This is a genomic window from Pseudomonas sp. MH9.2, assembly GCF_034353875.1.
In the GTDB taxonomy this organism is placed as follows: Bacteria; Pseudomonadota; Gammaproteobacteria; order Pseudomonadales; family Pseudomonadaceae; genus Aquipseudomonas.
In genome coordinates this window covers 3,183,762-3,209,087 of the sequence record NZ_CP133784.1, presented here as the reverse complement: position 1 = coordinate 3,209,087, position 25,326 = coordinate 3,183,762, and the positions used below count along the sequence as shown (strand labels likewise).

Below are 25,326 nucleotides of genomic sequence, written 5' to 3'. Positions count from 1 at the left end.
TTCCTGAATTTTGACCCGGTATCAGGCCTGCGCCAACCAATCGCGATCCTGCAAGAAATACTCGGTCAGACGGGCTTCTTCGGTGCCGGGCTCGGCTTTCCAGTCATAGCCCCAGCGCACGTGCGGCGGCAGTGACATCAGGATCGACTCGGTACGCCCACCTGATTGCAGGCCGAACAGTGTGCCACGGTCATAGACCAGATTGAACTCGACGTAACGGCCGCGACGAAACTCCTGAAACTCCCGCTGTTGCGCGGTATACGCCGTGGCCTTGCGGCGCTGGACGATCGGCAGATAGGCCTCGATGTACGCATCGCCAATCGCGCGCAGGAAGGCGAAGCTGGTGTCGAAATCCCACTCGTTCAGGTCATCGAAAAACAAGCCGCCAATACCGCGTGGTTCGTTGCGATGTTTGATGTGGAAGTAGGTGTCGCACCATGCCTTGTAACGCGGATAGACATCGGCCCCAAACCGCGCACAGGCCTGCTCGGCGACACGGTGCCAATGCACACAGTCTTCTTCTACCCCGTAATACGGCGTCAGGTCGAAACCGCCGCCGAACCACCAGACCGGCTCTTCGCCTTCTTTTTCGGCGATGAAAAAACGCACGTTGGCGTGTGAAGTCGGTACATGCGGGTTGTGCGGGTGGATCACCAGCGACACGCCCAACGCCTCAAAACCTCGCCCGGCCAGCTCGGGCCGATGGGCGCTGGCTGACGGTGGCAGGCCGGTGCCGAATACGTGGGAGAAGTTAACCCCGCCTTTTTCGATCACTCCGCCATTCTCGATGACTCGGGTACGCCCACCGCCGCCAGCCGGGCGAGTCCAGGCATCTTCGACGAAGCGGGCGCTGCCATCTTCGGCTTCCAATGCGTTGCAAATCCGGTCTTGCAGGTCAAGCAGGTAGGCTTTAACGGCCTCGGTGCGGGTAGTCATCGGGTCACCTTGAAACATCACTGAGCCACCGGGGTTACGGGGGGTGGCAAATTGGCGCGTAGCATACCACCGGCGTTATGGCCGCCGCAGTTGACGAAGATCAAGGGAGAGCGTTCGATGGCCCTTTTCGTAGTAGTCTTTTTCCGTATTTTTTGTTTCCACTCATCACCGGAGATGAACAGATGGCAAAGCGTATCCAATTCAGCACCGTGGGTGGCCCTGAAGTCCTTGAGTATGTGGACTTCGAACCTGCCGAACCGGGCCCACAGCAGGTCTGCGTGCGCAACAAGGCGATTGGCCTCAATTTCATCGACACCTATTTCCGCAGCGGGCTGTATCCGGCGCCATCCATGCCGTCAGGCCTGGGGACCGAAGGGGCGGGTGTGGTTGAAGCGGTCGGCAGCGAAGTCAGCCAGTTCAAGGTCGGCGACCGCGTGGCATACGGCGTTGGTCCACTGGGTGCATACAGTGACATCCACGTGATTCCCGCCGCGAATCTGGTGAAGTTGCCGGAGTCAATCAGCTTCGAAGACGCTGCAGCGGTGATGCTTAAAGGCCTGACCGTGCAATATCTGCTGCGTCAGACGTATGCGGTGAAGAGTGGTGAAACGGTGCTGTTCCATGCCGCTGCTGGCGGCGTCGGTTCGCTGGCTTGCCAATGGGCCAAGGCCCTGGGTGTGAAGCTGATCGGGACTGTCAGTTCGCCGGAAAAAGCCGCTCATGCCAAGGCACTCGGTGCATGGGCGACCATCGATTACAGCAAAGAAGACGTGGTCAAACGGGTTCTGGAATTAACCGACGGCAAGAAATGCCCGGTGGTATACGACGGTGTGGGGCAAGACACGTGGCTGACGTCGCTCGATTGCGTGGCGCCGCGCGGTTTGTTGGTCAGCTTCGGCAACGCATCAGGGCCCGTGGCCGGGGTTAACCTGGGAATTCTCGCGCAGAAAGGCTCGCTGTACGTCACTCGCCCAACACTGGCTACTTACGCCAACCCCGAAAACCTGCAACGCATGGCCGACGAGCTGTTCGCGATGCTTACCAGCGGCAAGGTCAAGGTGGGTGACGTCCAGCGCTACGCCTTGAAAGACGCAGCCAAGGCGCAAACCGAGCTCAGCGCCCGGCGCACCACAGGCTCAACGATTCTGATTCCATAAGCCCAAAACCCTAGCCTGGACGAACAACCTCGCCGGTCACCAGGTCACGGATCAGACTGGGGTGCTTGCGCCCACCCAGCAGGCCGCCGAGCACCCAGTCGATGTCCCCACGGAAATACTGCTCAACCCGAATACGCGTCCGGGCAGCCGGACGCCCGAGCGGGTTGGCGGATGTCGAGATCAGCGGTCCGACCAGCGAACACAGTTCACGCACCTGCGGGTGATCGCTGACGCGCAATGCCACCGTGTCGTGAATACCAGTGATCCATTCGGGCAGCAGGTTCTGATGCGGCACCAGCCAGGTATTGGGGCCTGGCCAAGTGCTGGCCATACGATCGATCCAGACTTCAGGAAAGTCCTCCATGAGAAAGTCGAACTGGCGGATGTTGTCGGCCACCAGAATCAGGCCTTTGTCCACAGGACGGGATTTGATTGCCAGCAACCGATACACCGCCTCTTCATTCCAGGGATCACAGCCCAGCCCCCATACCGCCTCGGTTGGGTAGGCAATCACCGCACCGGCTCGAATCTCTCGTGCGGCTTGCTGCACACGCCAACTGCTGACCATTGTTCTCTCTCCGGGTAAACGCTACGGGCAGTTTAACCTCAGCGCGCACGGCCAAACCATCGTCCTGCCTCACTGCTGATGCGCCCATCCAGTTCCAGCTCGGTCAACGCTGCTAATACTTTTGGCAACGGCCAGCCGCTCGACAGTGCCAACCCTTCGCTGGTGTGTGGCGCAGCATGCAACAAATCAAGCAGGGGATGTCTGGCAGCGGTTGTTGACGGCAAGGGCGCGATAGAGGCGGCCGCAGGGCTGGCAATGTTCTGCCAACCGCGCAGGGTTTCAAGAATGTGTTCGACGGTTTCGACCAGCACCGCACCGTCACGAATCAGTTGATGACACCCGCGGGCACCGGGGTGATGAATCGAGCCTGGAATCGCGTACACCTCGCGGCCCTGTTCCGCTGCCAGCCGTGCGGTGATCAACGAACCGCTGGCGACGCTGGCCTCGACCACCAACACACCCAGCGACAATCCACTGATGATTCGATTGCGGCGTGGGAAGTTGCTCGCCTGCGGCCCGGCGTCCAGAGGGAACTCGGAAACCACGGCACTGCCTTGGGCACTCATGGTCGCTGCCAACTGACGATGGCGCTGTGGATAAAAATTTTCGATGCCCGTGCCCAAGACGCCAATTGTCTGCCCACCAACGTCCAAAGCACCTTGATGCGCGGCACCATCGATACCCAGCGCGAGGCCGCTGGTGATGACAAAACCGGCGCCCGCCAGGCTTCGGGCAAAGGCTGTGGCCGTATCCAGTCCAGGCTTGGAAGCGCGTCGACTGCCGACCATTCCCAACTGCGGACGCTCAAGAATGCTCGGGTCACCGGCCACAAACAGCAACGGCGGTGCATCGGCAATTTCAGCCAGCAGTGCAGGGTAGGTGGGGTCGTCCCACATCAGTAAATGCTGACCGGGACGCTCAAGCCAAGCCAAAGCAGCACTGGCGCCATCGCGGACTTGTGGGCTGCGCCGGGCTTCGGCGCTGGCGCTTGGCAAGCCCAAGGCACGCCAGGCGCTGGCAGGAGCGCTGAGTGCGGCCGACGCCGAACCAAAGGCATTGATTAGCTTATGAAAGCGTTTTGGCCCCACCTCAGGCAGACGATGCACACGTAAGCGCGCTTCAAGTTCGGCAGGTGAGGACGCAGCAGTATCGAACAGCGGCATAGATCTTCCTTGATCTGTAGCGCCCCGTTAACAGCCGGACAACCTGTGGATAACTCTGTTAGTAACTATTTGATAAGTTCATGTCCGGTGGACAGACATGACCCTATTTCGACACATAGCTTTACGGGTTCCGCACCTTGTCCATGACCGCTAAAGAACGCGTGGCATTGAGTACCAAACCATAGCTGAGCTTTTCATAAGTGCGAAAAACCATCACCAATCCCGCGCGCTCATCCGGGACCTTCACTTGCTCACCCGTCACCCGATCACGAACGACTTCGCCGGTCTTGTAAATAGCCAGCACATTGCCTTCGGCCAGCCCATCGCTCTTACCCCGATCCAGCGTCACCACATCGAGTTCACCGATCTGGGTCACTCCGCGCGGCACATCGATGATCAGGCCGTTAACTTCGGTCTGAGGTGAGCTGGGCATGAAAGTCGAGTTGATTGGCCGCTCTTCGCTGATGAATAGCCGGTCGCCGAGACGCACTTCCTGGGTCGAACGCTGCAACACCAGGGTCGCGACATCGCCTTCGTGGGCAACGATTTCACCGCTGCCGATGTCATCGGCGTTAATCCCGAGAAACTGCCCGGTCAACGGGTCCGTGTAGGTTTTGCCCTGACGGAAGAGGTTATAGGCGGTGTGCTCAGGGTCTAATTTGCCCCGCGCGTAGATCCGGTCACCCATGCCGCTGAGCACGCGTTCGGCGTTACCGGCGACGATGTACGGGGCTTTCTGGAAATCGGCGGGGTCATCGATGATGCGGTTGTTGAGCAGAAAACTATTGATCGCGGCCAGCGGAATGCTTGGGATCGCTTCGGCCATCGGCGTGGTACGAATCCGGGGCGACAGCTTGATGGTGCCACGTGAAGCACCACGGTTGAGTACCATCCGCGGCTGGCCATCGACATACACCAGGGACAATAAGTCGCCCGGGTAGATCAGGTCAGGGTTGGCGATCTGCGGATTGGCCTTCCATATCTCCTTCCACTTCCATGGCTCGCGCAAAAATTTGCCGGAAATGTCCCAAAGCGTGTCACCTTGGACGACGGTGTAATTCTGTGGATGTCCTTCCCTGAGCTGCACTTGCGCCTGACAAAGGCCGGTAGAGGCCAACAGCAGCAGGGCGAGTAGTGATTTCCTCATGCGGTGAATCCCTTTATCATATGGCTTCGCGTGAAACACTAAGAGCCCCAGAGGCTCAGGTTTTGCAAGGTTGCCAGCTCTAACCGGCGAAACCCGGCAGCCGATTTTGGACTTTACCCTACAAGTGCAGCTCTAACGTATATGGCTATTTTAAACATCCTCGAATTTCCCGATTCGCGCCTGCGCACCATCGCCAAACCTGTGGCAGTGGTAGACGACGGCATTCGCCAGTTGGTCGACGACATGTTTGAAACCATGTACGAAGCGCCAGGCATTGGTTTGGCTGCAACTCAGGTCAACGTGCACAAGCGTGTCGTGGTCATGGACCTTAGCGAAGATCGTAGCGATCCACGGGTGTTCATCAACCCCGAGTTCGACATCCTGACCGACGAGGTGGAGCAGTATCAAGAAGGCTGCCTCTCAGTGCCAGGCTTCTATGAAAACGTCGACCGCCCACAGAAAGTCAAAATCAGGGCTCTAGGCCGGGACGGTCAGCCCTATGAGCTGATCGCAGAGGGTTTGCTGGCGGTGTGTGTCCAGCATGAATGCGATCACCTGAACGGCAAGTTATTTGTCGATTACCTGTCCACCCTCAAGCGCGACAGGATCAAGAAGAAGCTGGAAAAACTGCACAAGCAGAACGCTTGATCCGATTCAAATCCTTCAACCTGTAGGCGCTGACTTGTCTGCGAACCAGGCAACATGGTCCACATCAGGCACACCGGGTTGCGGCCTTCGCGGGCAAGCCCGCTCCTACACGTCTGTGTATTTCCTTTATCGAGAAGCCCATGACTGAGCCACTGCGCATCGTCTTCGCCGGCACCCCGGAATTTGCCGCCGAACACCTCAAGGCTTTGCTCGCCAGCCCCCATCAAGTGATTGCGGTCTACACCCAACCTGATCGCCCGGCTGGCCGTGGGCAAAAGCTGATGCCGAGCCCGGTCAAACAGCTGGCTGAGCAGCACGGTGTCGCCGTATTGCAACCGCCAACCCTGCGTGATGCTGGCGCTCAAGCTGAGCTGGCCGCGCTCAAGCCCGACTTGCTGGTGGTGGTCGCCTATGGCCTGATCCTGCCGCAAGTGGTGCTCGATATTCCCCGCCTGGGCTGCATCAACAGCCACGCTTCGCTGCTGCCACGCTGGCGTGGTGCCGCACCGATTCAGCGTGCGGTAGAAGCCGGCGATGCCGAGAGCGGCGTGACGGTAATGCGTATGGAAGCAGGCCTGGACACCGGGCCAATGCTGCTCAAAGTCACGACCCCGATCACTGCCGAGGACACCGGTGGCAGCCTGCATGACCGGCTCGCCGAGCTCGGCCCGCCCGCAGTGATTCAAGCCATCGCCGGGCTGGCCGATGGCACGTTGCAGGGTGAAGTCCAAGACGACACCCTGGCGACCTACGCTCACAAGCTGAACAAAGACGAAGCGCGCGTCGACTGGAGCCGTCCGGCTATTGAGCTGGAGCGTCTGGTGCGGGCGTTCAATCCTTGGCCGATCTGCCACAGCACACTCAATGGCGAAGCCCTGAAAGTGCTGGCAGCCAGTCTCGACGACGGGCAGGGCGCACCGGGTGAAATCCTCGGCGCCAGCAAGGACGGCTTGATTGTCGCCTGCGGCCAACAGGCCTTGCGCCTGACGCGCCTGCAATTGCCGGGGGGCAAAGCGCTGAACTTCGCGGACCTGTTCAACAGCCGTCGTGAGAAATTCGCTGTTGGCACGGTGCTGGGTGTCATTGCGCCCGAGCAGACGGTGCACGGCCAATGAACCCGCGTCTCGCTGCCGCCAAAGCATTGGCCGCCGTCCTCAATGGCAAAGCCTCGCTGAACAGTTCGCTGCCCACCCAGCTGGATAAAGTCGAGGTCCGTGATCGCGGTTTGACTCAAGACCTGGCCTTCGGTACTGCTCGCTGGCAGCCACGACTGTCCGCACTGGCGGCAAAACTCCTGCAAAAGCCCTTCAAAAGCGTCGATGCCGATGTCGAGGCATTGTTGTTGGTCGGCCTCTATCAGTTGCTCTACACGCGCATCCCGGCCCACGCCGCCATCGGTGAAACAGTCGGGTGCGCCGACAAGCTGAAAAAGCCTTGGGCCAAGGCGTTGCTGAATGCCGTACTGCGTCGCGCCCAACGGGAAAGCGAAGCACTTCTGGCCGAGCTGGAACATGACCCCGTGGTCCGCACTGCGCACCCACGCTGGCTACAAAAAGCGTTGAAGGCGTATTGGCCAGAGCAGTGGGAAGCGATCTGCGCGGCCAACAATGCCCATCCGCCGATGATCCTGCGGGTCAATCGCCGTCACCACAGCCGCGATACGTACCTGCAGATGCTGCAAAACGTCGGGATCGAAGCCCACGCCTGCGTCTTCAGCCAGGACGGTATTGTGCTGAACGAACCGTGCGATGTGCGCACCCTGCCTGGCTTCGCCGAAGGCTGGATCAGCGTGCAGGACGAAGCCGCGCAATTGGCTGCCGACCTGCTGCAATTGGTCCCCGGCCAACGCGTACTCGACGCGTGCTGCGCCCCTGGCGGCAAAACCTGCCATCTGCTGGAAGTACAGCCATTGCTTGCAGGTGTGGTCGCGGTGGATCTGGAGGCCAAACGCCTGGTCCGCGTCCGGGAAAACCTTGATCGCCTGGGCCTGAACGCCGAGCTGATCGCTGCCGATGCCCGTGACACAGGCCAATGGTGGGACCGTAAACCGTTCCAACGCATCCTGCTCGATGCGCCGTGTTCGGCGACGGGCGTGATCCGTCGCCACCCGGATATCAAGCTCACGCGTCAGGCTGACGACATTCCCGCGCTCGCCACGCTCCAGGGCGAATTGCTCGACGCGCTTTGGCCGACGCTGGAAGTCGGCGGCATCCTGCTGTACGCCACCTGCTCGACGCTGCCGATGGAAAACACCGAAGTAATCGAGGCGTTCCTGGCTCGCACACCCGGCGCGCGCGAACTGGACATCGCCGGTCAGCTCGGGCAACAGCCGCCCGGCCTGAAACAACCGCACGGTCGCCAGCTGCTTGCCCAGGAAGGCGGCCACGATGGCTTCTACTATGCCAAGCTGATCAAGATCGCGGCTGTGTAATGCCGGATCCTGTAGGAGCTGGCTTGCCTGCGATAAGGTCGGCACGACCTTCCTCCGGTGGTGAATCCAATATTTTCCCGACTGCTACGCATACGCAGCCGATCACGGCGGGGGCGCGTAGCTGCAAGCGCGCTCCTGCATCGGGTTTGCCGTGCTAACTCGTTTCAAGGAGTGAACGATGAAAATCATCATCCTCGGCGCAGGACAGGTCGGCGGTACGCTGGCTGAACATTTGGCCGGTGAAGCGAATGACATCACCGTGGTCGACACCGACGCCGATCGCTTGCGTGATCTGGGCGATCGCCTTGATATCCGTACCGTTCAGGGCCGCGGTTCGTTCCCCACGGTGCTGCGTCAGGCCGGCGCGGATGATGCCGATATGTTGGTGGCGGTGACCAACAGCGACGAGACCAACATGCTCGCCTGTCAGGTTGCTTACACCCTGTTCAAGACCCCGACCAAAATCGCCCGCGTGCGCGAAGCGGCCTACCTGACCCGTGCCGGTCTGTTCAATAACGACGCGATCCCCGTGGACGTGCTGATCAGTCCGGAACAGGTGGTGACCAACTACATCAAGCGCCTGATCGAATACCCCGGCGCGCTGCAAGTGATCGATTTTGCTGGCGGCAAGGCCCAGTTGGTGGCGGTCAAGGCGTACTACGGCGGGCCGCTGGTCGGCCAACAGCTGCGTCAGTTGCGCGAACACATGCCTAACGTCGACACCCGGGTCGCCGCGATTTTCCGCCGTGACCGGCCGATAGCCCCCCAAGGCGATACCGTCATTGAAGTGGATGACGAGGTGTTTTTCATCGCGGCCAAAGCAAACATCCGCGCCGTCATGAGCGAGATGCGCCGCCTGGATGAAAGCTACAAACGCATCGTCATCGCGGGCGGCGGGCATATCGGTGAACGGCTGGCCGAAGCCATCGAAAGTCGCTATCAGGTCAAGATCATCGAGATGAACCCGGCCCGCTGTCGTCACCTTTCGGAAACACTGGATAACACCGTGGTCCTGCTGGGCAGCGCGTCGGACCGGGATTTACTGCTGGAAGAAAACATCGCCGAAGTCGATCTGTTCCTGGCGCTGACCAACGATGACGAGGCCAATATCATGTCCTCGCTGTTGGCCAAACGCCTCGGCGCACGCAAAGTGATGACCATCATCAACAACCCGGCGTATGTGGATCTGGTACAGGGCGGCGAGATCGATATCGCGATCAGCCCGCAACTGGCGACTATCGGCACCTTGCTGACTCACGTTCGCCGTGGCGACATTGTCAGCGTGCATTCATTGCGTCGTGGTGCAGCCGAAGCCATTGAAGCCGTCGCCCATGGTGATGCCAGGTCGAGCAAGGTCATCGGTCGCGCCATCCGTGACATCACACTGCCGCCAGGCACTACCATCGGCGCAATCATTCGCGCCGAAGAAGTGCTGATCGCCCACGACATCACGGTGATCAAGTCCGGCGACCACGTGATTCTGTTCCTTGTGGATAAAAAATATATCCGCGACGTAGAGCGGCTGTTTCAGGTCGGCTTGAGCTTTTTTTAATCAGCGGCACCGATCAATTGGAAAGGCCGGTACGGGACAATCCCATGATCGAATCACTGGAAAGTGGTTGCCAAGACTGTGGATAACTTCAATTGCAGCAGTTATCCACAGCTGGCAGCCTTCAATACCAGCGCTTTTCGCCCGGTGGACGCTTTTTGAAACGCTTCATCGTCCACATGTACTGGCTGGGGTAAGCCCGCACGTACTTCTCGACAACCTGACTCATGGCCGCCGCCGACGTTTGCGTGTCAGTGCTGTACATCGCCTCGGGGGCCGCTTCGAGGATCACCTTGTAACCGGAACCATCGGCCAGACGGATCGCATGCAGAAAAACGCCCACGGCTTTACCTCCGGCCAACATGTTGGGCACGAACTTGCTGGTCAACGCCTGGGTCGCGCAGAAGGGCACGAACACACCTGCAGACTCAGCGGGCTCGGGATCGGCCGGAATACCCACTGAACCGCCTTTGCGCACTTCCTTGATAACGCTGAGGATGCCTTCTTTGGTCGAGGCCGCCACGCGATTGCCCAGTTGCACACGCTGTTTGCGCAGCAGATCGTCCACCGCCTTGAGTTTCGGCGGCCGGTAAAAAATGATCGGTTTGCACTGGCTGCAATAGAAGTGGTTAAGCACTTCCCAGTTGCCCAAGTGGCTGGTGATGCCAACCACGCCCTTGCCTGAGGCCAGCGCGGCTTCCAGCACTTCAAGCCCTTCGACTTCACGCACCAGATCGATTGATTTCTGAGCGGGCCAGATCCAGGCGCAGGCGCTTTCGGTGAACGTCTTGCCGATGTCCATGAGACTGCGGCCAACCAGACGCTCACGTTCGCCAGCGTCCAGCTCAGGGAAACACTTGGACAGATTGATACGCGCTATTTCGCGCGAACGGTTGGGCAGTTTCCACATCAACCAGCCGATGGACGTACCGACCCACTGCACCACTCGCCATGGCAACAGGGCAAATAGCCGCAAAAGCCCGACCAAAAGGGCGCCTTTGAACTTATCCACAGATCACTCCCGAATTCGCAAGGCCGCTATTGTAACCATCAGCGGCTCAAGACGGCGTATCGATCACACTCAAGGGTGTGATCCATGACCATGCCTGCGGCCTGCATGAAGGCGTAGCAAATCGTGGGTCCGACAAACGTGAAGCCAGCCTTTTTCAGGGCTTTGCTCATCGCTTCAGCTTCAGGAGTGACGGCCGGAACCTGGCTGCGACCCTCGAAGTGATTGATTTTTGGCTGCCCGTCCACAAACGACCAAAGCCATTCCACCGGGTCTTCCAGGGCTTGCCAGGCCTGCGCGTTGCGCCGGGCGGCATTGAGTTTGAGGCGGTTGCGGATGATGCCGGGGTCGAGCATCAGCGCTTCGATTTCAGCGTCGCTCATCTGCGCCACGCGCTGCACATCGAAGCCGAACAAGACTTCACGATAGCGTGCGCGTTTCTTTAAAATCGTGATCCAGGAAAGACCGGCCTGGAACCCTTCGAGCAATAGCAACTCGAAGAGTTTCTGCGCATCGCGCAACGGCACGCCCCACTCTTGATCGTGATAAGCGATGTATAGCGGATCTTCGTTGCACCAAAAGCAGCGTGGCATAAGGCTCCAAGGGTGGAGGTGCGGCCGAATCGGGTATACTCCCGCTCTTTAAATCGCAGCCCCAGCACAGGTGAATTTCGTGAGCCAGCCTACGCCAGCCGTGCGTACCTTCCAAGACTTGATCCTCGCCCTTCAACAATACTGGGCCGAGCAAGGTTGTGTGGTGCTTCAGCCCTACGATATGGAAGTCGGCGCCGGCACATTCCATACCGCTACGTTTCTGCGCGCCATCGGCCCGGAAACCTGGAACGCCGCTTATGTGCAGCCCAGCCGACGCCCGACTGATGGCCGCTACGGCGAAAACCCGAACCGCTTGCAGCATTACTACCAATTCCAGGTGGTATTGAAGCCTAACCCGGACAACTTCCAGGAGCTGTACCTCGGCTCCCTGAAGCACGTTGGCCTTGATCCACTCGTGCATGACATTCGTTTCGTCGAAGACAACTGGGAATCGCCAACGCTTGGCGCCTGGGGTCTGGGATGGGAAGTCTGGCTCAATGGCATGGAAGTCACCCAGTTCACCTACTTCCAGCAAGCAGGCGGCATTGAGTGCTACCCGGTGACCGGTGAAATCACCTACGGTCTGGAACGCCTGGCCATGTACCTGCAAGGTGTGGATTCGGTCTATGACCTGGTCTGGACCGACGGCCCGTTCGGCAAAGTGACCTACGGCGATGTGTTCCACCAGAACGAGGTCGAGCAATCGACTTACAACTTCGAACACGCCAACGTTGAGAAACTGTTTGAACTGTTTGATTTCTATGAGAGCGAAGCCAGTCGCCTGATTGAGCTCCAGCTGCCATTACCAAGCTACGAAATGGTCCTCAAGGCCTCGCACACCTTCAACCTGCTGGATGCACGTCGGGCGATTTCGGTCACCGCGCGTCAGCAGTACATCCTGCGGGTACGGACGTTGGCCCGTTCGGTAGCGCAGAGCTATCTGCAAGCCCGAGCCAAGCTGGGCTTCCCGATGGCACCCCCCGATTTACGTGATGAAGTGTTGGCTAAGCTGGAGGCTGCACAATGAGTGCTCGAGATTTCCTGGTTGAATTGGGCACCGAAGAACTGCCACCCAAAGCCCTTGGCGCTCTGGGTGACGCGTTCCTCGCGGGCATCGAAAAAGGCTTGCAGGCCGCTGGCCTCAGCTACAGCGCCAAACAGGTCTACGCTGCGCCGCGTCGTCTGGCCGTACTGATTACCCAACTCGCTACGCAACAAGCGGATCGCAGCGTCAACCTCGACGGTCCACCACGCCAGGCCGCCTTCGATGCTGAAGGCAATCCGACTCAAGCCGCACTGGGCTTCGCCAAGAAGTGCGGCGTAGAACTGAGCGAGATCGATCAGAGCGGGCCGAAGTTGCGGTTCAGTCAGAACATCGTCGGCAAGCCGACGACGAGTCTGCTACCAACCATCGTTGAAGACTCTCTGAACGACCTACCGATCCCCAAGCGCATGCGCTGGGGTGCGCGCAAAGAAGAGTTCGTGCGTCCAACCCAATGGCTGGTCATGCTGTTTGGCGATCAAGTGGTCGATTGCACCATCCTTGCTCAGACCGCAGGCCGTGACTCCCGTGGTCACCGTTTCCATCACCCGGAAAGCGTGCGCATCACTTCGCCTGCCAACTACCTGCAAGACTTGCGTGGCGCCCACGTATTGGCTGACTTCGCCGAGCGTCGTGAGCTGATCAGCAAGCGCGTCGCCGAACTGGCAACACTGCAGGAAGGCACCGCGATTGTGCCGCCAAGCCTGCTCGATGAAGTCACCGCGCTGGTCGAATGGCCTGTACCGCTGGTGTGCTCGTTCGAAGAACGCTTCCTCGACGTGCCGCAAGAAGCACTGATCATTACCATGCAGGACAACCAGAAGTATTTCTGCCTGCTGGATGCCGACGGTAAGTTGCTGCCACGCTTCATCACCGTGGCCAACATTGAGAGCAAAGACCCGGCGCAAATCATTTCCGGCAACGAAAAAGTGGTTCGCCCACGGTTGACCGACGCCGAATTCTTCTTCAAGCAAGACAAGAAGCAGAAGCTGGAAACCTTCAATCTGCGCCTACAAAACGTAGTGTTCCAGGCCCAGTTAGGCAGTGTTTTCGATAAAGCCGAGCGCGTATCGAAACTGGCTGCCTTCATCGCCCCCCGCATTGGTGGAGATGCCAAGCGCGCAACACGTGCAGGTTTGCTGTCCAAGTGCGATCTGGCGACCGAGATGGTCGGCGAATTCCCTGAAATGCAGGGTGTTGCCGGTTATTACTACGCCTTGGCCGACGGCGAGCCTGAAGACGTCGCACTGGCACTGAACGAGCAATACATGCCTCGTGGTGCTGGCGCCGAACTGCCAACCACTCTGACCGGTGCAGCCGTCGCCATGGCCGACAAGCTCGACACGCTGGTCGGCATCTTCGGTATCGGCATGTTGCCCACCGGCAGCAAAGACCCGTATGCACTGCGCCGCGCTGCGTTGGGCGTGCTGCGGATCCTGATCGACAAGAAGCTGGACCTCGATCTGGTGCAGACCGTGACCTTCGCCGTGACTCAGTTCGGTGCGAAGATCAAACCCGCCGGCCTGGCCGAACAAGTGCTGGAGTTCATCTTCGACCGCCTGCGTGCGCGTTACGAAGATGAAGGTGTCGAAGTCGCTACGTATCTGTCGGTACGGGCTCTGCAACCGGCTTCAGCCCTTGATTTCGATCAGCGGGTTCAAGCGGTGCAAGCCTTCCGCAAGCTGCCTGAAGCTTCCGCGTTGGCGGCGGTGAACAAGCGTGTGTCGAACCTGTTGAGCAAGGCGCAAGGCAATATCGCCAGCACCGTCGAACCTAAATACTTCGATAACGCGCACGAGTTTTCGTTGTACTCGGCGATTCAGCAAGCGGACCAAGCGGTGCAACCGATGGCCGCAGCGCGTCAGTACAGTGAAGCACTGGCTCGTTTGGCTGCGTTGCGCGAGCCAGTCGATGCGTTCTTCGAAGCCGTGATGGTCAATGCTGAAGATGCCAGCGTACGCGCCAATCGTTATGCCTTGCTGGCTCGCTTACGCGGCCTGTTCCTGGGCGTTGCCGACATTTCGCTGCTGGGATGATGTTGAAGGGGCAAGGCTTGAAGCTGCTGATTCTGGACCGGGACGGGGTAATCAATCATGACTCCGACGCTTACATCAAGTCGGTGGAGGAGTGGATTCCCCTTCCGGGCTCGATCGAGGCTATTGCACGCCTGAGCAAGGCCGGCTGGACGGTGGCCGTCGCCACTAACCAGTCCGGCGTTGCCCGCGGGTTTTACGATGTCGCCACACTCGAAGCCATGCACGCGCGCTTGCGCCATCTGGTGGCAGAGCAGGGTGGTGAAGTCGGCCTGATCGTTTTTTGTCCACACGGTCCGGATGAAGGCTGCGATTGCCGCAAACCAAAACCGGGCATGCTCAAAGCGATTGCCCATCATTACGCGGTAGATCTGGCGGGCATCTGGTTTGTTGGCGATAGTAAGGGTGACTTGGAGGCGGCGCTGGCCGTCGACTCTCAACCAGTTTTGGTAAAGACCGGTAAAGGTCTCAAAACAATGGGTAACCCTTTGCCCCCAGGCACTCTGGTTTTTGACGATCTGGCGGCGGTTGCCGCAGAACTTATCCACACTTGTAAATAGACGGGCATCGCCCGCAACGGTAAAAGCTCCTATGTCGATCATGCAGGCAATCAGAACCTTCTTCTTTTACCTGCTGTTGTGCACCACTTCTCTTCTGTGGTGCACACTGAGTTTCTTTGTCGCCCCGTTTTTGCCTTTCCGCGCCCGCTACCGTTTTATCAACGTGTACTGGTGCCGCTGTGCGTTGTGGCTGACGCGGGTGTTTTTGAACATTCATGTCGAAGTAAAAGGTCAGGAAAATATCCCGCTACAGCCCTGTGTGATTCTGTCCAATCACCAGAGCACCTGGGAAACCTTCTTCCTCTCGGCGCACTTCGAACCTCTGAGCCAGGTGCTCAAGCGTGAGCTGTTGTACGTCCCGTTCTTCGGTTGGGCGATGGCGATGCTACGGCCGATTGCGATCAATCGTGACAATCCAAAAGCGGCACTCAAGCATGTCGCCAAAAGAGGCCATGAACTGCTCAAGGATGGCGTATGGGTGTTGATCTTTCCGGAAGGTACTCGCGTTCCTTTTGGACAGATTGGTAAGTTCTCCCGAGGTGGCACAGCGCTGGCCGTGAATGCAAACCTGCCGGTGCTGCCCATTGCACACAACGCAGGCAAGTACTGGCCAAAAGAAGGTTGGGCGAAAAAGCCGGGCACCATTGAGTTAGTTATTGGCGAACCTATGTATGCCGAGGGCACGGGCCCACGCGCCATCGCAGCGCTTAATGACCGGGTCGCGGCCTGGAATGAAGCAACGCAACGCGCTATGGGGTCAGTGGTTGCACCAGCACCGAGCGAAGAGAATGCGGTTGTTTAGGATCTGTGGATAACCTGTGCACCATTTTTGCAATCCTTTAAAAAAATCGCGCCAACTTATTAATTTATATACTTATTTCTTAAGCTGATTAATGAGCAAAAAAAGTGCATAAGTTTTCAGGATTGTGACGAAGCCGGCCCATGAGGCCGGCTTTTTTTATGACCGATTACATCGTATTTCACTCAGGCCATGCCTGTTGAGAATGAGGTAATGATTGATCAAAAAACATCTATTATTCTCTTACAAGCAGTCAAATACTTGACTTTATTTTGTTTTTCCACTGCCTTAGTCAGTGATTTGACAATGCCATTGCTTAGTGTATGGTTTCTTTGAGTTCCGCCAATAATGTCATGAAGTAACCGTGTTTTACCTTGGGTTGCAGGGGAGGAATATGAGTGCGTTAGGTGATCTGCCGTGGGCTTGTCTGACTTTTTATCCGGGGCTTTCAACCCATTCATTTTTTGATCGTTATAACCCACTGAGTGATTATTCTTACGGTGCCCCGGTACAGGAAATGAACACATCTCAGTGCTTCATTCTCGACATTAAAAGCTTATTGCACAGGGCAGCCCAGGAGTAAGTCGTGCGACTGATGCGTACCTGTGGGGTTCTTTGGAAGCGGCTGAAGGAGCACCCGTTGTCGCGAATCGGGCCGGGCCTCATTACCGGTGTGGCGGACGACGACCCAAGTGGTATTGCTACGTACTCCCAGGCTGGCGCGCAATTTGGCCTTGATATGCTGTGGACGATGCCCGTGGCCTATCCTTTGATGGCCGCCATTCAATCGATGTGTGCGAACATCGGCCGAGTTACAGGGAAAGGACTCGCTGCCAATATCAAGGATGCGTTCCCGCCCATCGTACTTCCGTGCGTTTTGTGTCTACTGCTCGTGGCCAACACCCTGAATATTGCCGCAGATGTCGCTGCCATGGGCGAGGTTGCGGAACTGGTTTCTGGCGTCAACCGGCACCTCATGACTGCTTTTTTTGTGTCCGTGACGATCCTGCTGCAGCTGTTCGTTCCTTATCACCGTTACGTCTTCATCTTGAAGTGGCTGACGGTCTCGCTATTGGCCTACGCCGCCGTATTGTTTACGGTTCATGTTCCCTGGGGGCAGGTCGCAACACACACGTTCTGGCCCCAAATCACCCTGGACTCGAGCACTGCTGCCATGGTCGTCGGGGTTTTCGGCACGACCATCAGTCCATACCTTTTTTTCTGGCAGGCCTCAGAAGAAGTTGAGGACATGGAAGCACACTCAAGCAGCATGCCACTCCTGCGCGATGCGCCCTCCGCCGCACCGGAACTCCGACGCATCCAATGGGATACCTGGAGCGGCATGCTCTACTCCAATCTCACCGCCTACTTCATCATTCTTGCGACCGCCGTTACGCTCCACGTGTCTGGCGTTACCGACATCAACACGGCAGCGCAGGCAGCAAGTGCTCTGCGACCGCTCGCCGGTGACTTTGCCTACATGCTCTTCGCGCTTGGCATTCTCGGTGTCGGCATGATCGGCGTGCCTGTGTTGGCGGGCTCTGGAGCCTATGCTCTTTCCGAAGCCATGGGCTGGAGGAAGGGCCTCGAACGAAAAGTGAATGATGCGCGTGGGTTCTACGCCATCATCTCCATCAGCGTACTTGCCGGACTCGGCATCCAGTATTCGCCAATAAGTCCAATGAAGGCGTTGTTCTGGAGCGCTGTCATCAACGGTCTGGTCGCCGTGCCCCTGATGGTTGTCATTCTCCTCCTGGTTTCGAAGAAATCTGTAATGGGTGCTTTTACAGCAAGCAGACCTCTGCTCATCCTCGGCTGGATAGCAACGGCAGTCATGGGAGCGGCAGCCGTTGGAATGTTCATCCCCGGTTAAATTTTCGTTATAAAAAAGCCAACGCTAAGCGTTGTGCTGGTGTGACGGGCGATTTTTGCCCAGCTTGCGCTGAGTGTGTTTTGAACGCAGTGGAGTCGAATAGTGTCATGAACGAAATGTGTGCTTTCTCGAAATTTGTCAACGTGGCCATTACTGATCCTGGCTTTTGAATCGCCCTTAGTTTCGTAGACGCTTTCAAGCGGCTGCTTCATGCCGAGGTTGTGTGAAAACACTTTCGAGCAATCGCAGCGTCCTAAAACGGAGCGATTTTCTTGCTTATTCGCACAATGATCGGAAATCCGGTTAAACGAAAGCCCCTGAATCTCTCATTCAGGGGCTTTTATTTGGTACTTACTGCGCCAGATGCAGCAACAGGAAATCAATGAACGCCCTCGATTTGTGGGGCAAATGCGGGCTGTTGGGAAACACCACGTTGACGGATTGCGAGGGCAACGAATAATCGGGCAACAGGCGAATCAACCGCTCGCTGACAATGTCGTCCTTGACCACCCACGCGGGTAGCACCGAGACGCCCAGCGACGACAACGTCATGGAGCGGATAGCCGTGGAAGAATTGGATTCAAACTGATTGATCCCGTTGATCTCGACAGTCCCCAAGTGCGGATGGCGCAACGTCCACTGGGTCGGTGCCTGCAGGTTGCTGTTGGCGATCCACGGCACCGAATTCAGGTCCTGAGGAGTTTGCACCGGGTGACGCGCAAGAAACGTCTCGGTCGCCACTAGGACAATTTCATAATCCGCCAGTTTACGGCTCTTGAAAGCCGAGTCCGCCAAACTGCCTAAACGGATAACGAGGTCTAACTTTTCCGCCACCAGATCATTGAGTGACGCGTTAAAGTTATAACAGAGTTTTATTTCCGGATAGCGCTCTATAAATTGCGGTATCAACGGAAGAATATAAGCCTCGCCGTATTCACTGGTGGAACTGAAGCGCAACTTGCCGGACACCCGATTATGCCCTTTTAATACATTATCGAAGGCGTTATCGATGTCCGCGACAATACCTTTGAATGCTTCATAAAAGTCCTGACCGATTTCGGTGAGGGATAGATTTCGGGTATTTCTAATCAACAACGTCGCTGACAGCACGTCCTCCAGCGCCTTGACATGCAGGCTGGCCATGGCTTTGCTGATGCTCAGGTAATTGGCAGCCTTGGTGTAAGAACCAAAATCGACCACGGCCAGGAATGTCTGGACCCGATTAAGATGAGTGTGCATAGCAATAGGGCTCACTGTTAAATCCCGTCAAACATTGTTTCAAGGATAGTCGTATCGACAGTTCAAGTCGACCGCCCCTATGCTTTGCGGCAAAGGGGAAACAACATGACCTATCGCTACAAAGTTGCACTAATATTCCTGATCGGCTTTTTTATAGACTGCATTAACATCTTTATGTCGGCGGTCGCATTACCGAGTATATCGGCGGCGCTGCACGTAAGTACTTCAGACGTTGCCTGGGTGGCTAACGCTTATATTCTGGGGCTGACACTGATCATCCCGGTCAGCACCTGGCTGGCCGGTCGTTTTGGCAATCGGGAAATCCTCACCGCCTCGATGATCGTGTTCACAGCCTCCGTGTGGATGTGTGGGCTGGCCAACAGTTTCAACGAGCTGGTGATCTGGCGCTTCGTCCAGGGGATTGGCGGCGGCCTGTTGATTCCTGTCGGCCAGGCGTTGACGTTCAACCTGTTCAAGGGTGAGCAGCGCGCGAAAATATCCACGTTGGTCATGGCCGTTGCCCTGATAGCGCCAGCCATTTCACCGACGATCGGCGGCGTCATCGTCGACAGCAGCTCCTGGCGCTGGGTGTTCTACAGCAACATTCCGTTCTCGCTGATCGCGGCGTTGCTGTCCTGGTTCTGGATCAACGAAGCGCGACCGACGAGTTTGCCTAGTCCGGACATCAAGGGCTTGCTGCTGGTCAGCGCCGCACTCGGCAGCCTGCTGATGGGTATGTCGTTGTATGGCGGCGACTCTCCGGCACTGGTGGCTGCCTTCTTCGTCATGGCCGGCGTTACGTTCGTCGTGCTGTACGGGCTGCACTACCGCACCTGCAAAAATCCGATCATTGAACTGAGCCTGCTCAAAAGCAAAAAACTCAGCACCTCCATCTTTATCTATTACGCGATTCCCGGTGTGTTCACGGGGGTCAACTTGATGAGCATCTTCTTCCTGCAAAACACCCTGCACTTCAGCGCCCGACTGACAGGGATGTTCATGATCCTGTACGCCATCGGCGCATTCATCGCGATGCTGATCTGTGGCCGGGTCTATAACCGGATGAGCGCCAAGCGGCTGTTTGCCCTCGGCATGCTGTTGCACAGCGCCGGCATCGCCACCTTGTTACTGGTGAACGATCCCTCAGACCTTTTGGTGATTGTCATCGCCTACAGCTTGATGGGGGTCGGCGGCGGCATCGGTGCCAACACCGCACAAACCACGTCATTGATAGACTTTGAGGGCCGCGATACCCACAAGGCCAGTGTCATCTGGAACATCAACCGACAGATGTCATTCAGCATCGGCGCCGCCCTCTTCCTGATGGTTTTCAACCTGCTCTTGAAGCATTTCGATACCACCCAGGCCTACCACGCGACTTTCGCCATCGCCGCACTGGTGGGCCTGTTTCCACTCTTTCAACTGAGTCAGTTGAACACTCAAAAGGACTGTCATGCACAACAAAATAGTTGAACAGGCACACCACAGCATTCATCACGTGCACGAGTTGATCCACACCCTGTTCACCGACGCAAACGGTAACGGGCAGGCCGCGCTCGAGCCGCTGATGTCGGCATTCGCCGAGCACTTCACCATGGTCACCACCTCGGCTGCCATCGTCAGCCGGGCGACGATCGAACAGATGTTCAGGGGTGCAGTCGGCGCCAAGCCAGGCCTGGAGATCGTCATCAGCGATCTGCAGACGGTCTGGCAGGAAGGCCACAGCGTGGCGATCCGCTACAAGGAAACCCATCGCCTCGACCAGCGCGAAAGCTCAAGGGTTTCGGTGGCGATCATTGGCCTGCATCACCGCAACGCCCAATGGATCTACCTGCATGAAACGCCGCTAAGCCAGGAAAGCTGATTCTCGTATGAACTACACAATCACTGATTGCCGAATGCTCTCAGCCTCTATCAAAGAAATCACCGTCAGCCCGATAGCACCGGGGTGCGCGGCGCTGGAAGCGGGCGCGCATTTCAAAACCTGACATCATTGAATCGAAGCGCCCACCTGCACTATTTCGCCAGGAGCGACGATGACGCGGCCTATGCCTTGCCAATGCAGGCACTGCTGCAGGAACGCTTGCACTTGCCCTTCTCCAGTCAGCCCGAGGGCCGTCGCTCTGTCAGCCAGGTGCTGGCCGATCTGGCACCACACTGTTGCCGCTGACCGTGAATTGATCTAGTAACAGCTGTCCTGCCGGCTGAAAACAGCCCCAAGTGTTCAGCTGCTCCCACTCAGCTTTCGAGCAAGAGCACATGGGTCATAAAATGTGGAATCAGCAGCCCGCCCTAGATTAAATTGCAATCGGCAGGGTGGGGATGCGGCGGAAATCTTGGACTACCTGGAGGTAGTTCATGTATTCATACGAAGACCGTATCCGAGCGGTCAAGCTCTACATCAAACTGGGCAAGCGAACCGGGGCAACTATTCGTCAGTTGGGCTACCCGACGAAGAACTCTTTGAAGAGCTGGCACGCAGAGTATGAGCGATGCCTCGACCTGCCGCGTGGCTACGAGAACTCGAAGTCGAAGTACTCACTGGCCCAAAGGGAAAAGGCTGTCGGGCACTATCTCGAATACGGTCGCAACATCGCCGCTACCATCAAGGCGTTAGGCTACCCCGCGCGGGATTCGTTGCGTGCCTGGATTTACGAAATGCACCCCGAGTTGCATACGCGTGTTGTCGGTCGATCAGACGGGTTAGCCCGGCCGCCAGCGGTGAAGCAGGCAGCGGTCATCGCGCTGTGCACGCGAAAAGAAAGTGCGAAAGCCCTGGCTCAAAAGCTGGGCGTGTGCAGGCCGACCTTGTACAACTGGAAAAACCAGCTACTCGGCCCAGAGGTATCCCCATCCATGAAGTGTCGACTTGAACCCTCATCGTCACCGGAACGAGAGGAGTTGCAGCGGCAACTCGAATCTCTCCAGCTCGATGTTCGCCGTTTGCAGCTTGAACATGACCTGTTGATGAGGGCGAATGAACTCATAAAAAAAGAGACGGGCATCAACCGGCAAGTCCTGACCAATCGGGAGAAGACATTGCTGGCTGATGCCCTGAGGCAGACATACTCCTTGTCAGAGCTGCTTGAAGCACTGGGCTTGGCCCGAAGCTCCTATTTCTATCATCGAGCCCGAATGCAGGTCGCGGAAAAGTACACCGAAGTGCGTCGTGCCATGGCGGACATATTCGAGCGCAATCATCGTTGCTATGGCTACCGTCGGATGCGAGCTTCGTTAAGCAGGCAGCGTGTGCGCCTTTCAGAGAAGGTGGTGCAGCGCTTGATGAAGCAGGAGTGCCTAGTCGTCGCCAAGCCGAAACGGCGTCGATATGCTTCCTACCTCGGGGAGATCAGTCCGGCGCCGGAAAACCTCCTCAACCGCGACTTCACGGCTCTAGCTCCGAATGAGAAATGGCTGACCGACATCTCGGAGTTCCAGATCCCGGCCGGTAAGGTGTACCTGTCCCCCATGATCGACTGCTTCGATGGAAAGGTCATCAGTTGGTCGATCGGCACGCGTCCCGACGCCGAGCTTGTGAACACGATGCTGGATGCCGCTATCGAAACGGTGGCCAGCAACGATAAACGGCCTGTTGTTCACTCCGATCGTGGCGCTCACTACCGCTGGCCCGGCTGGTTATCGCGCATCGCTGATGCGAAGCTGATTCGTTCGATGTCGCGCAAAGGCTGCTCACCAGACAACGCGGCTTGTGAAGGTTTCTTCGGCCGACTGAAAACGGAACTGTTCTATCCTCGCAACTGGCAGTCAACGAGCATCGAGCAGTTCATTCAGGCCTTGGATTCATACATTCGCTGGTACAACGAAAAACGTATAAAGATTTCCCTCGGCGCGCTCAGTCCCATTGAGTATCGTGAAAGCCTGGGCTTCGCGGCATAACCAGTCCAAGTTTTTGTCCGCATCCCCGGTGAGTCAGTTGTCAATCAGCGCCGACAGTCGAGTTAACGAATAACGTTTTGGATAGGGATTCCTCTCTGTCTTTTCTTATAAAAATCATCGACGTTATAAAGCTGAATCGCTTATCCAAAATCTATCAAACGCGCAGATACAAAAAAGCCAACGCTGAATAAGCGTTGGCTTTTTTGTGTAGCGTGATTCAACTATTTGTGAGAATTCTCATTTATTTTGAGAACCTACAGCCCCTTAGAAATCGAGGTTTGACACCGCCAGGGCATTTCGTTCGATGAAGTCACGACGTGGTTCTACCGCGTCGCCCATCAGGGTGTTGAAGATCTGGTCAGCACCAATGGCATCTTCAATCGTGACCTTGAGCATCCGACGTACGCTTGGGTCCATGGTGGTTTCCCAAAGTTGATCCGGGTTCATTTCACCCAGACCTTTATAGCGCTGGATGGTATGGCGTTTGGTACTTTCCGCCATCAACCAGGCAAGGGCTTCCTTGAACTCATTGACCGGCTTCTTGCGTTCGCCGCGTTGTACGTAAGCGCCTTCTTCAAGCAAGGTGCTTATTTGCGCGCCCAGAGCCGTCACGGTTTTATAATCGTTACTGCCGAAGAAGTCGCGGTTGAAGGTCACGTAATTGGACAACCCGTGAGAGATCAATTCAACCTCTGGCAGCCAGACGTTACGTTCACGATCTTCACGCAGGCTGGCTTTGTAGACCAGACCTGACTTCTCACCGACGCGCAAACGCGCATCAAACAGCGCCAACCATGCCTGCATGCCCGCGTGGTCAGAAAGCTGCTCAAGCGAAATTGGCGGCAGGTAAACGAAATGCTCGGTCAGTTCCTGAGGATACAAACGCGACAAGCGCTTGAGCGTCTTCATGACCATACGGAAATCGTTGACCAGACGCTCCAGCGCCTCACCCGAGATCCCTGGAGCCGATTCATTGAGGTGCAGGCTGGCATCTTCCAGAGCCGACTGGGTCATGTACTCTTCCATGGCCTCGTCGTCTTTGATGTATTGCTCTTGCTTGCCTTTCTTCACTTTGTACAACGGCGGTTGAGCGATGTAGATGTAGCCACGCTCGATCAACTCAGGCAGTTGACGGAAGAAAAAGGTCAACAGCAACGTACGGATGTGCGAACCGTCGACGTCAGCATCGGTCATGATGATGATGTTGTGATAGCGCAGCTTGGCGATGTTGTACTCATCGCGGCCAATACCGCAGCCCAGCGCTGTGATCAAGGTGCCCACTTCTTGCGAAGAGATCATCTTGTCAAAACGCGCTTTCTCTACGTTGAGGATCTTGCCTTTAAGCGGCAGGATCGCCTGAGTCTTACGGTTGCGTCCCTGCTTGGCGGAGCCACCAGCAGAGTCACCTTCCACAAGATACAGTTCGGAAAGGGCAGGGTCTTTTTCCTGGCAGTCAGCGAGCTTGCCTGGCAGACCGGCGATATCCAGCGCACCTTTACGACGAGTCATCTCACGGGCTTTACGAGCCGCTTCACGGGCGCGCGCAGCATCAATCATTTTGCCGACAACCGCTCTTGCTTCGCCCGGGTTTTCCAGGAGGAAGTCGGAGAAGTGTTTACCCATTTCCTGTTCGACCGCAGTTTTCACTTCGGACGAAACCAACTTGTCTTTGGTTTGCGAGCTAAACTTTGGATCTGGCACTTTGACCGAAATAATTGCGGTCAAACCTTCACGTGCATCGTCACCGGTGGTGGCAACTTTATGCTTCTTCGCCAGACCTTCCTGTTCGATGTAAGTGTTCAGATTCCGCGTCAGAGCCGAGCGAAAACCTACCAGGTGAGTACCGCCGTCACGCTGAGGAATATTGTTGGTAAAGCACAACAGATTCTCGTTGAAGCTATCGTTCCACTGCAAAGCAATCTCGACAGCAATGCCATCGTCGCGCTGGATGTTGAAGTGGAATACCTGGTTCACTGGAGTCTTGTTAGTGTTCAGATACTCAACGAACGCGCGCAAACCGCCCTCGTATTTGAACAGCTCTTCTTTGCCGCTGCGCTCGTCTTTGAGGACGATGCCCACGCCAGAGTTGAGGAATGAGAGTTCTCGAATACGCTTGGCCAGGATATCCCAGCTGAAGTGAATATTCTTGAAGGTCAGGTCGGATGGCTTGAAGTGAATCTCGGTACCGGTTGAATCACTTTCGCCAACGATACGCATGGGTTCCTGTGGAACACCATGGATATAAGTCTGTTCCCAAACCTTGCCGCTACGACGTACGGTCAGCAGCAACAATTCGGAAAGGGCGTTTACCACTGAAACGCCTACACCGTGCAGGCCGCCAGATACTTTGTAAGAGTTATCATCGAACTTACCGCCAGCATGCAGCACGGTCATGATGACCTCAGCTGCCGAAATGCCTTCTTCTTTGTGCACGTCTACCGGAATACCGCGACCGTTGTCGCGGACGGTGATCGATTCATCAGGGTGGATAACGATGCTGATTTCGTCGCAATGGCCAGCCAAAGCTTCGTCGATCGAGTTATCGACCACCTCGAACACCATGTGGTGTAGACCGCTGCCATCGTCGGTGTCACCGATATACATACCGGGACGCTTGCGTACGGCATCTAGCCCTTTCAGCACTTTAATGCTGGAGGAGTCGTACGTTTGATTTTCGCTCAT

22 protein-coding genes and 2 pseudogenes are annotated in these 25,326 nt (G+C 56.9%); 15 read left to right on the top strand and 9 right to left on the bottom strand.

Features of this window, described 5'->3' with window-relative positions; translation table 11 throughout:
* Positions 1 to 21: 21 nt before the first annotated feature.
* Complete coding sequence (gene hemF / locus RHM55_RS15060) at positions 22 to 936, bottom strand: oxygen-dependent coproporphyrinogen oxidase (protein WP_322177137.1); 915 nt, start codon at positions 934 to 936, stop codon at positions 22 to 24.
* 182 nt (positions 937 to 1,118) lie between these two features.
* Between hemF and RHM55_RS15055 the strand changes: the two genes are divergently transcribed.
* A complete protein-coding gene (locus RHM55_RS15055) occupies positions 1,119 to 2,093 on the top strand; it encodes an NADPH:quinone reductase (protein ID WP_322177136.1) in 975 nt (324 codons plus the stop codon).
* 10 nt (positions 2,094 to 2,103) lie between these two features.
* Here RHM55_RS15055 and RHM55_RS15050 read toward each other — a convergent pair whose 3' ends face one another.
* The 4 genes and pseudogenes from RHM55_RS15050 to RHM55_RS15040 all read right to left on the bottom strand — a co-directional run bounded on the left by RHM55_RS15050 (position 2,104) and on the right by RHM55_RS15040 (position 4,971).
* A complete protein-coding gene (locus RHM55_RS15050; RefSeq protein ID WP_322177135.1) occupies positions 2,104 to 2,661 on the bottom strand; it encodes an L-threonylcarbamoyladenylate synthase in 558 nt (185 codons plus the stop codon).
* Positions 2,662 to 2,699: 38 nt separating this feature from the next.
* Positions 2,700 to 2,864: pseudogene (locus RHM55_RS25960) on the bottom strand (DNA-protecting protein DprA); the annotation flags it as partial.
* Positions 2,865 to 2,929: 65 nt separating this feature from the next.
* Positions 2,930 to 3,824, bottom strand: a pseudogene (gene dprA, locus RHM55_RS15045) (DNA-processing protein DprA); the annotation flags it as partial.
* A 121-nt stretch (positions 3,825 to 3,945) separates the two neighbouring features.
* Positions 3,946 to 4,971 (bottom strand): LysM domain-containing protein, encoded by a 1,026-nt coding sequence (locus RHM55_RS15040; RefSeq protein WP_322177133.1) that lies wholly within the window; start codon positions 4,969 to 4,971, stop codon positions 3,946 to 3,948.
* Positions 4,972 to 5,112: 141 nt separating this feature from the next.
* Between RHM55_RS15040 and def the strand changes: the two genes are divergently transcribed.
* From def to trkA, 4 genes are all read left to right on the top strand, one after another.
* Positions 5,113 to 5,619 (top strand): peptide deformylase, encoded by a 507-nt coding sequence (gene def, locus RHM55_RS15035; RefSeq protein ID WP_322177132.1) that lies wholly within the window; start codon positions 5,113 to 5,115, stop codon positions 5,617 to 5,619.
* Positions 5,620 to 5,759: 140 nt separating this feature from the next.
* The gene (fmt, locus tag RHM55_RS15030; protein ID WP_322177131.1) at positions 5,760 to 6,734 is read left to right on the top strand and encodes a methionyl-tRNA formyltransferase; all 975 of its coding nucleotides are present in this window, start codon (positions 5,760 to 5,762) and stop codon (positions 6,732 to 6,734) included.
* Positions 6,731 to 8,050, top strand: coding sequence for a 16S rRNA (cytosine(967)-C(5))-methyltransferase RsmB (rsmB, locus tag RHM55_RS15025; RefSeq protein ID WP_322177130.1), 1,320 nt, complete (start codon positions 6,731 to 6,733; stop codon positions 8,048 to 8,050). Before fmt ends, rsmB begins: the two co-directional genes overlap by 4 nt.
* Positions 8,051 to 8,228: 178 nt before the next feature.
* Positions 8,229 to 9,602, top strand: coding sequence for a Trk system potassium transporter TrkA (gene trkA / locus RHM55_RS15020; protein ID WP_322177129.1), 1,374 nt, complete (start codon positions 8,229 to 8,231; stop codon positions 9,600 to 9,602).
* A 121-nt stretch (positions 9,603 to 9,723) separates the two neighbouring features.
* Here trkA and RHM55_RS15015 read toward each other — a convergent pair whose 3' ends face one another.
* On the bottom strand, positions 9,724 to 10,611 hold the full coding sequence (locus RHM55_RS15015) for a lysophospholipid acyltransferase (protein WP_322177128.1): 888 nt from the start codon (positions 10,609 to 10,611) through the stop codon (positions 9,724 to 9,726).
* 38 nt (positions 10,612 to 10,649) lie between these two features.
* Complete coding sequence (locus RHM55_RS15010; protein ID WP_322177127.1) at positions 10,650 to 11,201, bottom strand: DNA-3-methyladenine glycosylase I; 552 nt, start codon at positions 11,199 to 11,201, stop codon at positions 10,650 to 10,652.
* A gap of 79 nt (positions 11,202 to 11,280) precedes the next feature.
* On the opposite strand from RHM55_RS15010, the gene glyQ reads away from it, so the two are divergent.
* The 6 genes from glyQ (at position 11,281) to RHM55_RS14980 (ending at position 17,678) form a co-directional block, all read left to right on the top strand.
* Positions 11,281 to 12,228 (top strand): glycine--tRNA ligase subunit alpha, encoded by a 948-nt coding sequence (glyQ, locus tag RHM55_RS15005; RefSeq protein WP_219063354.1) that lies wholly within the window; start codon positions 11,281 to 11,283, stop codon positions 12,226 to 12,228.
* A complete protein-coding gene (glyS, locus tag RHM55_RS15000; protein WP_322177126.1) occupies positions 12,225 to 14,279 on the top strand; it encodes a glycine--tRNA ligase subunit beta in 2,055 nt (684 codons plus the stop codon). Before glyQ ends, glyS begins: the two co-directional genes overlap by 4 nt.
* A 17-nt stretch (positions 14,280 to 14,296) precedes the next feature.
* Positions 14,297 to 14,836: a D-glycero-beta-D-manno-heptose 1,7-bisphosphate 7-phosphatase gene (gmhB, locus tag RHM55_RS14995; protein WP_322177125.1), complete on the top strand. Its 540-nt coding sequence runs from the start codon at positions 14,297 to 14,299 to the stop codon at positions 14,834 to 14,836.
* 31 nt (positions 14,837 to 14,867) lie between these two features.
* Positions 14,868 to 15,638, top strand: coding sequence for a lysophospholipid acyltransferase family protein (locus tag RHM55_RS14990; protein WP_322177124.1), 771 nt, complete (start codon positions 14,868 to 14,870; stop codon positions 15,636 to 15,638).
* Positions 15,639 to 16,230: 592 nt separating this feature from the next.
* Positions 16,231 to 17,508, top strand: coding sequence for a divalent metal cation transporter (locus RHM55_RS14985; protein WP_322182963.1), 1,278 nt, complete (start codon positions 16,231 to 16,233; stop codon positions 17,506 to 17,508).
* Positions 17,509 to 17,549: 41 nt separating this feature from the next.
* On the top strand, positions 17,550 to 17,678 hold the full coding sequence (locus RHM55_RS14980) for a type II toxin-antitoxin system MqsA family antitoxin (RefSeq protein ID WP_322177123.1): 129 nt from the start codon (positions 17,550 to 17,552) through the stop codon (positions 17,676 to 17,678).
* A 181-nt stretch (positions 17,679 to 17,859) separates the two neighbouring features.
* Here the strand turns inward: RHM55_RS14980 and RHM55_RS14975 are convergent, their stop codons facing one another.
* Positions 17,860 to 18,747, bottom strand: a complete 888-nt coding sequence (locus RHM55_RS14975) for a LysR family transcriptional regulator (RefSeq protein ID WP_322177122.1) — start codon at positions 18,745 to 18,747, stop codon at positions 17,860 to 17,862.
* A gap of 105 nt (positions 18,748 to 18,852) precedes the next feature.
* Here RHM55_RS14975 and RHM55_RS14970 point away from each other — a divergent pair, with 105 nt between their 5' ends.
* The 4 genes from RHM55_RS14970 to RHM55_RS14955 all read left to right on the top strand — a co-directional run bounded on the left by RHM55_RS14970 (position 18,853) and on the right by RHM55_RS14955 (position 22,644).
* Entirely contained in the window at positions 18,853 to 20,220 is a 1,368-nt protein-coding gene (locus tag RHM55_RS14970; protein WP_322177121.1) for an MFS transporter, read from the top strand.
* On the top strand, positions 20,201 to 20,611 hold the full coding sequence (locus RHM55_RS14965; protein WP_322177120.1) for a DUF4440 domain-containing protein: 411 nt from the start codon (positions 20,201 to 20,203) through the stop codon (positions 20,609 to 20,611). Before RHM55_RS14970 ends, RHM55_RS14965 begins: the two co-directional genes overlap by 20 nt.
* Positions 20,612 to 20,740: 129 nt before the next feature.
* Positions 20,741 to 20,917 carry a hypothetical protein gene (locus RHM55_RS14960; RefSeq protein WP_322177119.1) on the top strand — a complete coding sequence of 59 codons (177 nt, stop codon included), beginning with the start codon at positions 20,741 to 20,743 and terminating at the stop codon, positions 20,915 to 20,917.
* Between the two features lie 188 nt (positions 20,918 to 21,105).
* Positions 21,106 to 22,644 (top strand): IS3 family transposase, encoded by a 1,539-nt coding sequence (locus RHM55_RS14955; protein WP_322177118.1) that lies wholly within the window; start codon positions 21,106 to 21,108, stop codon positions 22,642 to 22,644.
* Positions 22,645 to 22,908: 264 nt separating this feature from the next.
* On the opposite strand, the gene gyrB is transcribed toward RHM55_RS14955, so the two are convergent.
* Positions 22,909 to 25,326: a DNA topoisomerase (ATP-hydrolyzing) subunit B gene (gene gyrB / locus RHM55_RS14950; protein WP_322177117.1), complete on the bottom strand. Its 2,418-nt coding sequence runs from the start codon at positions 25,324 to 25,326 to the stop codon at positions 22,909 to 22,911.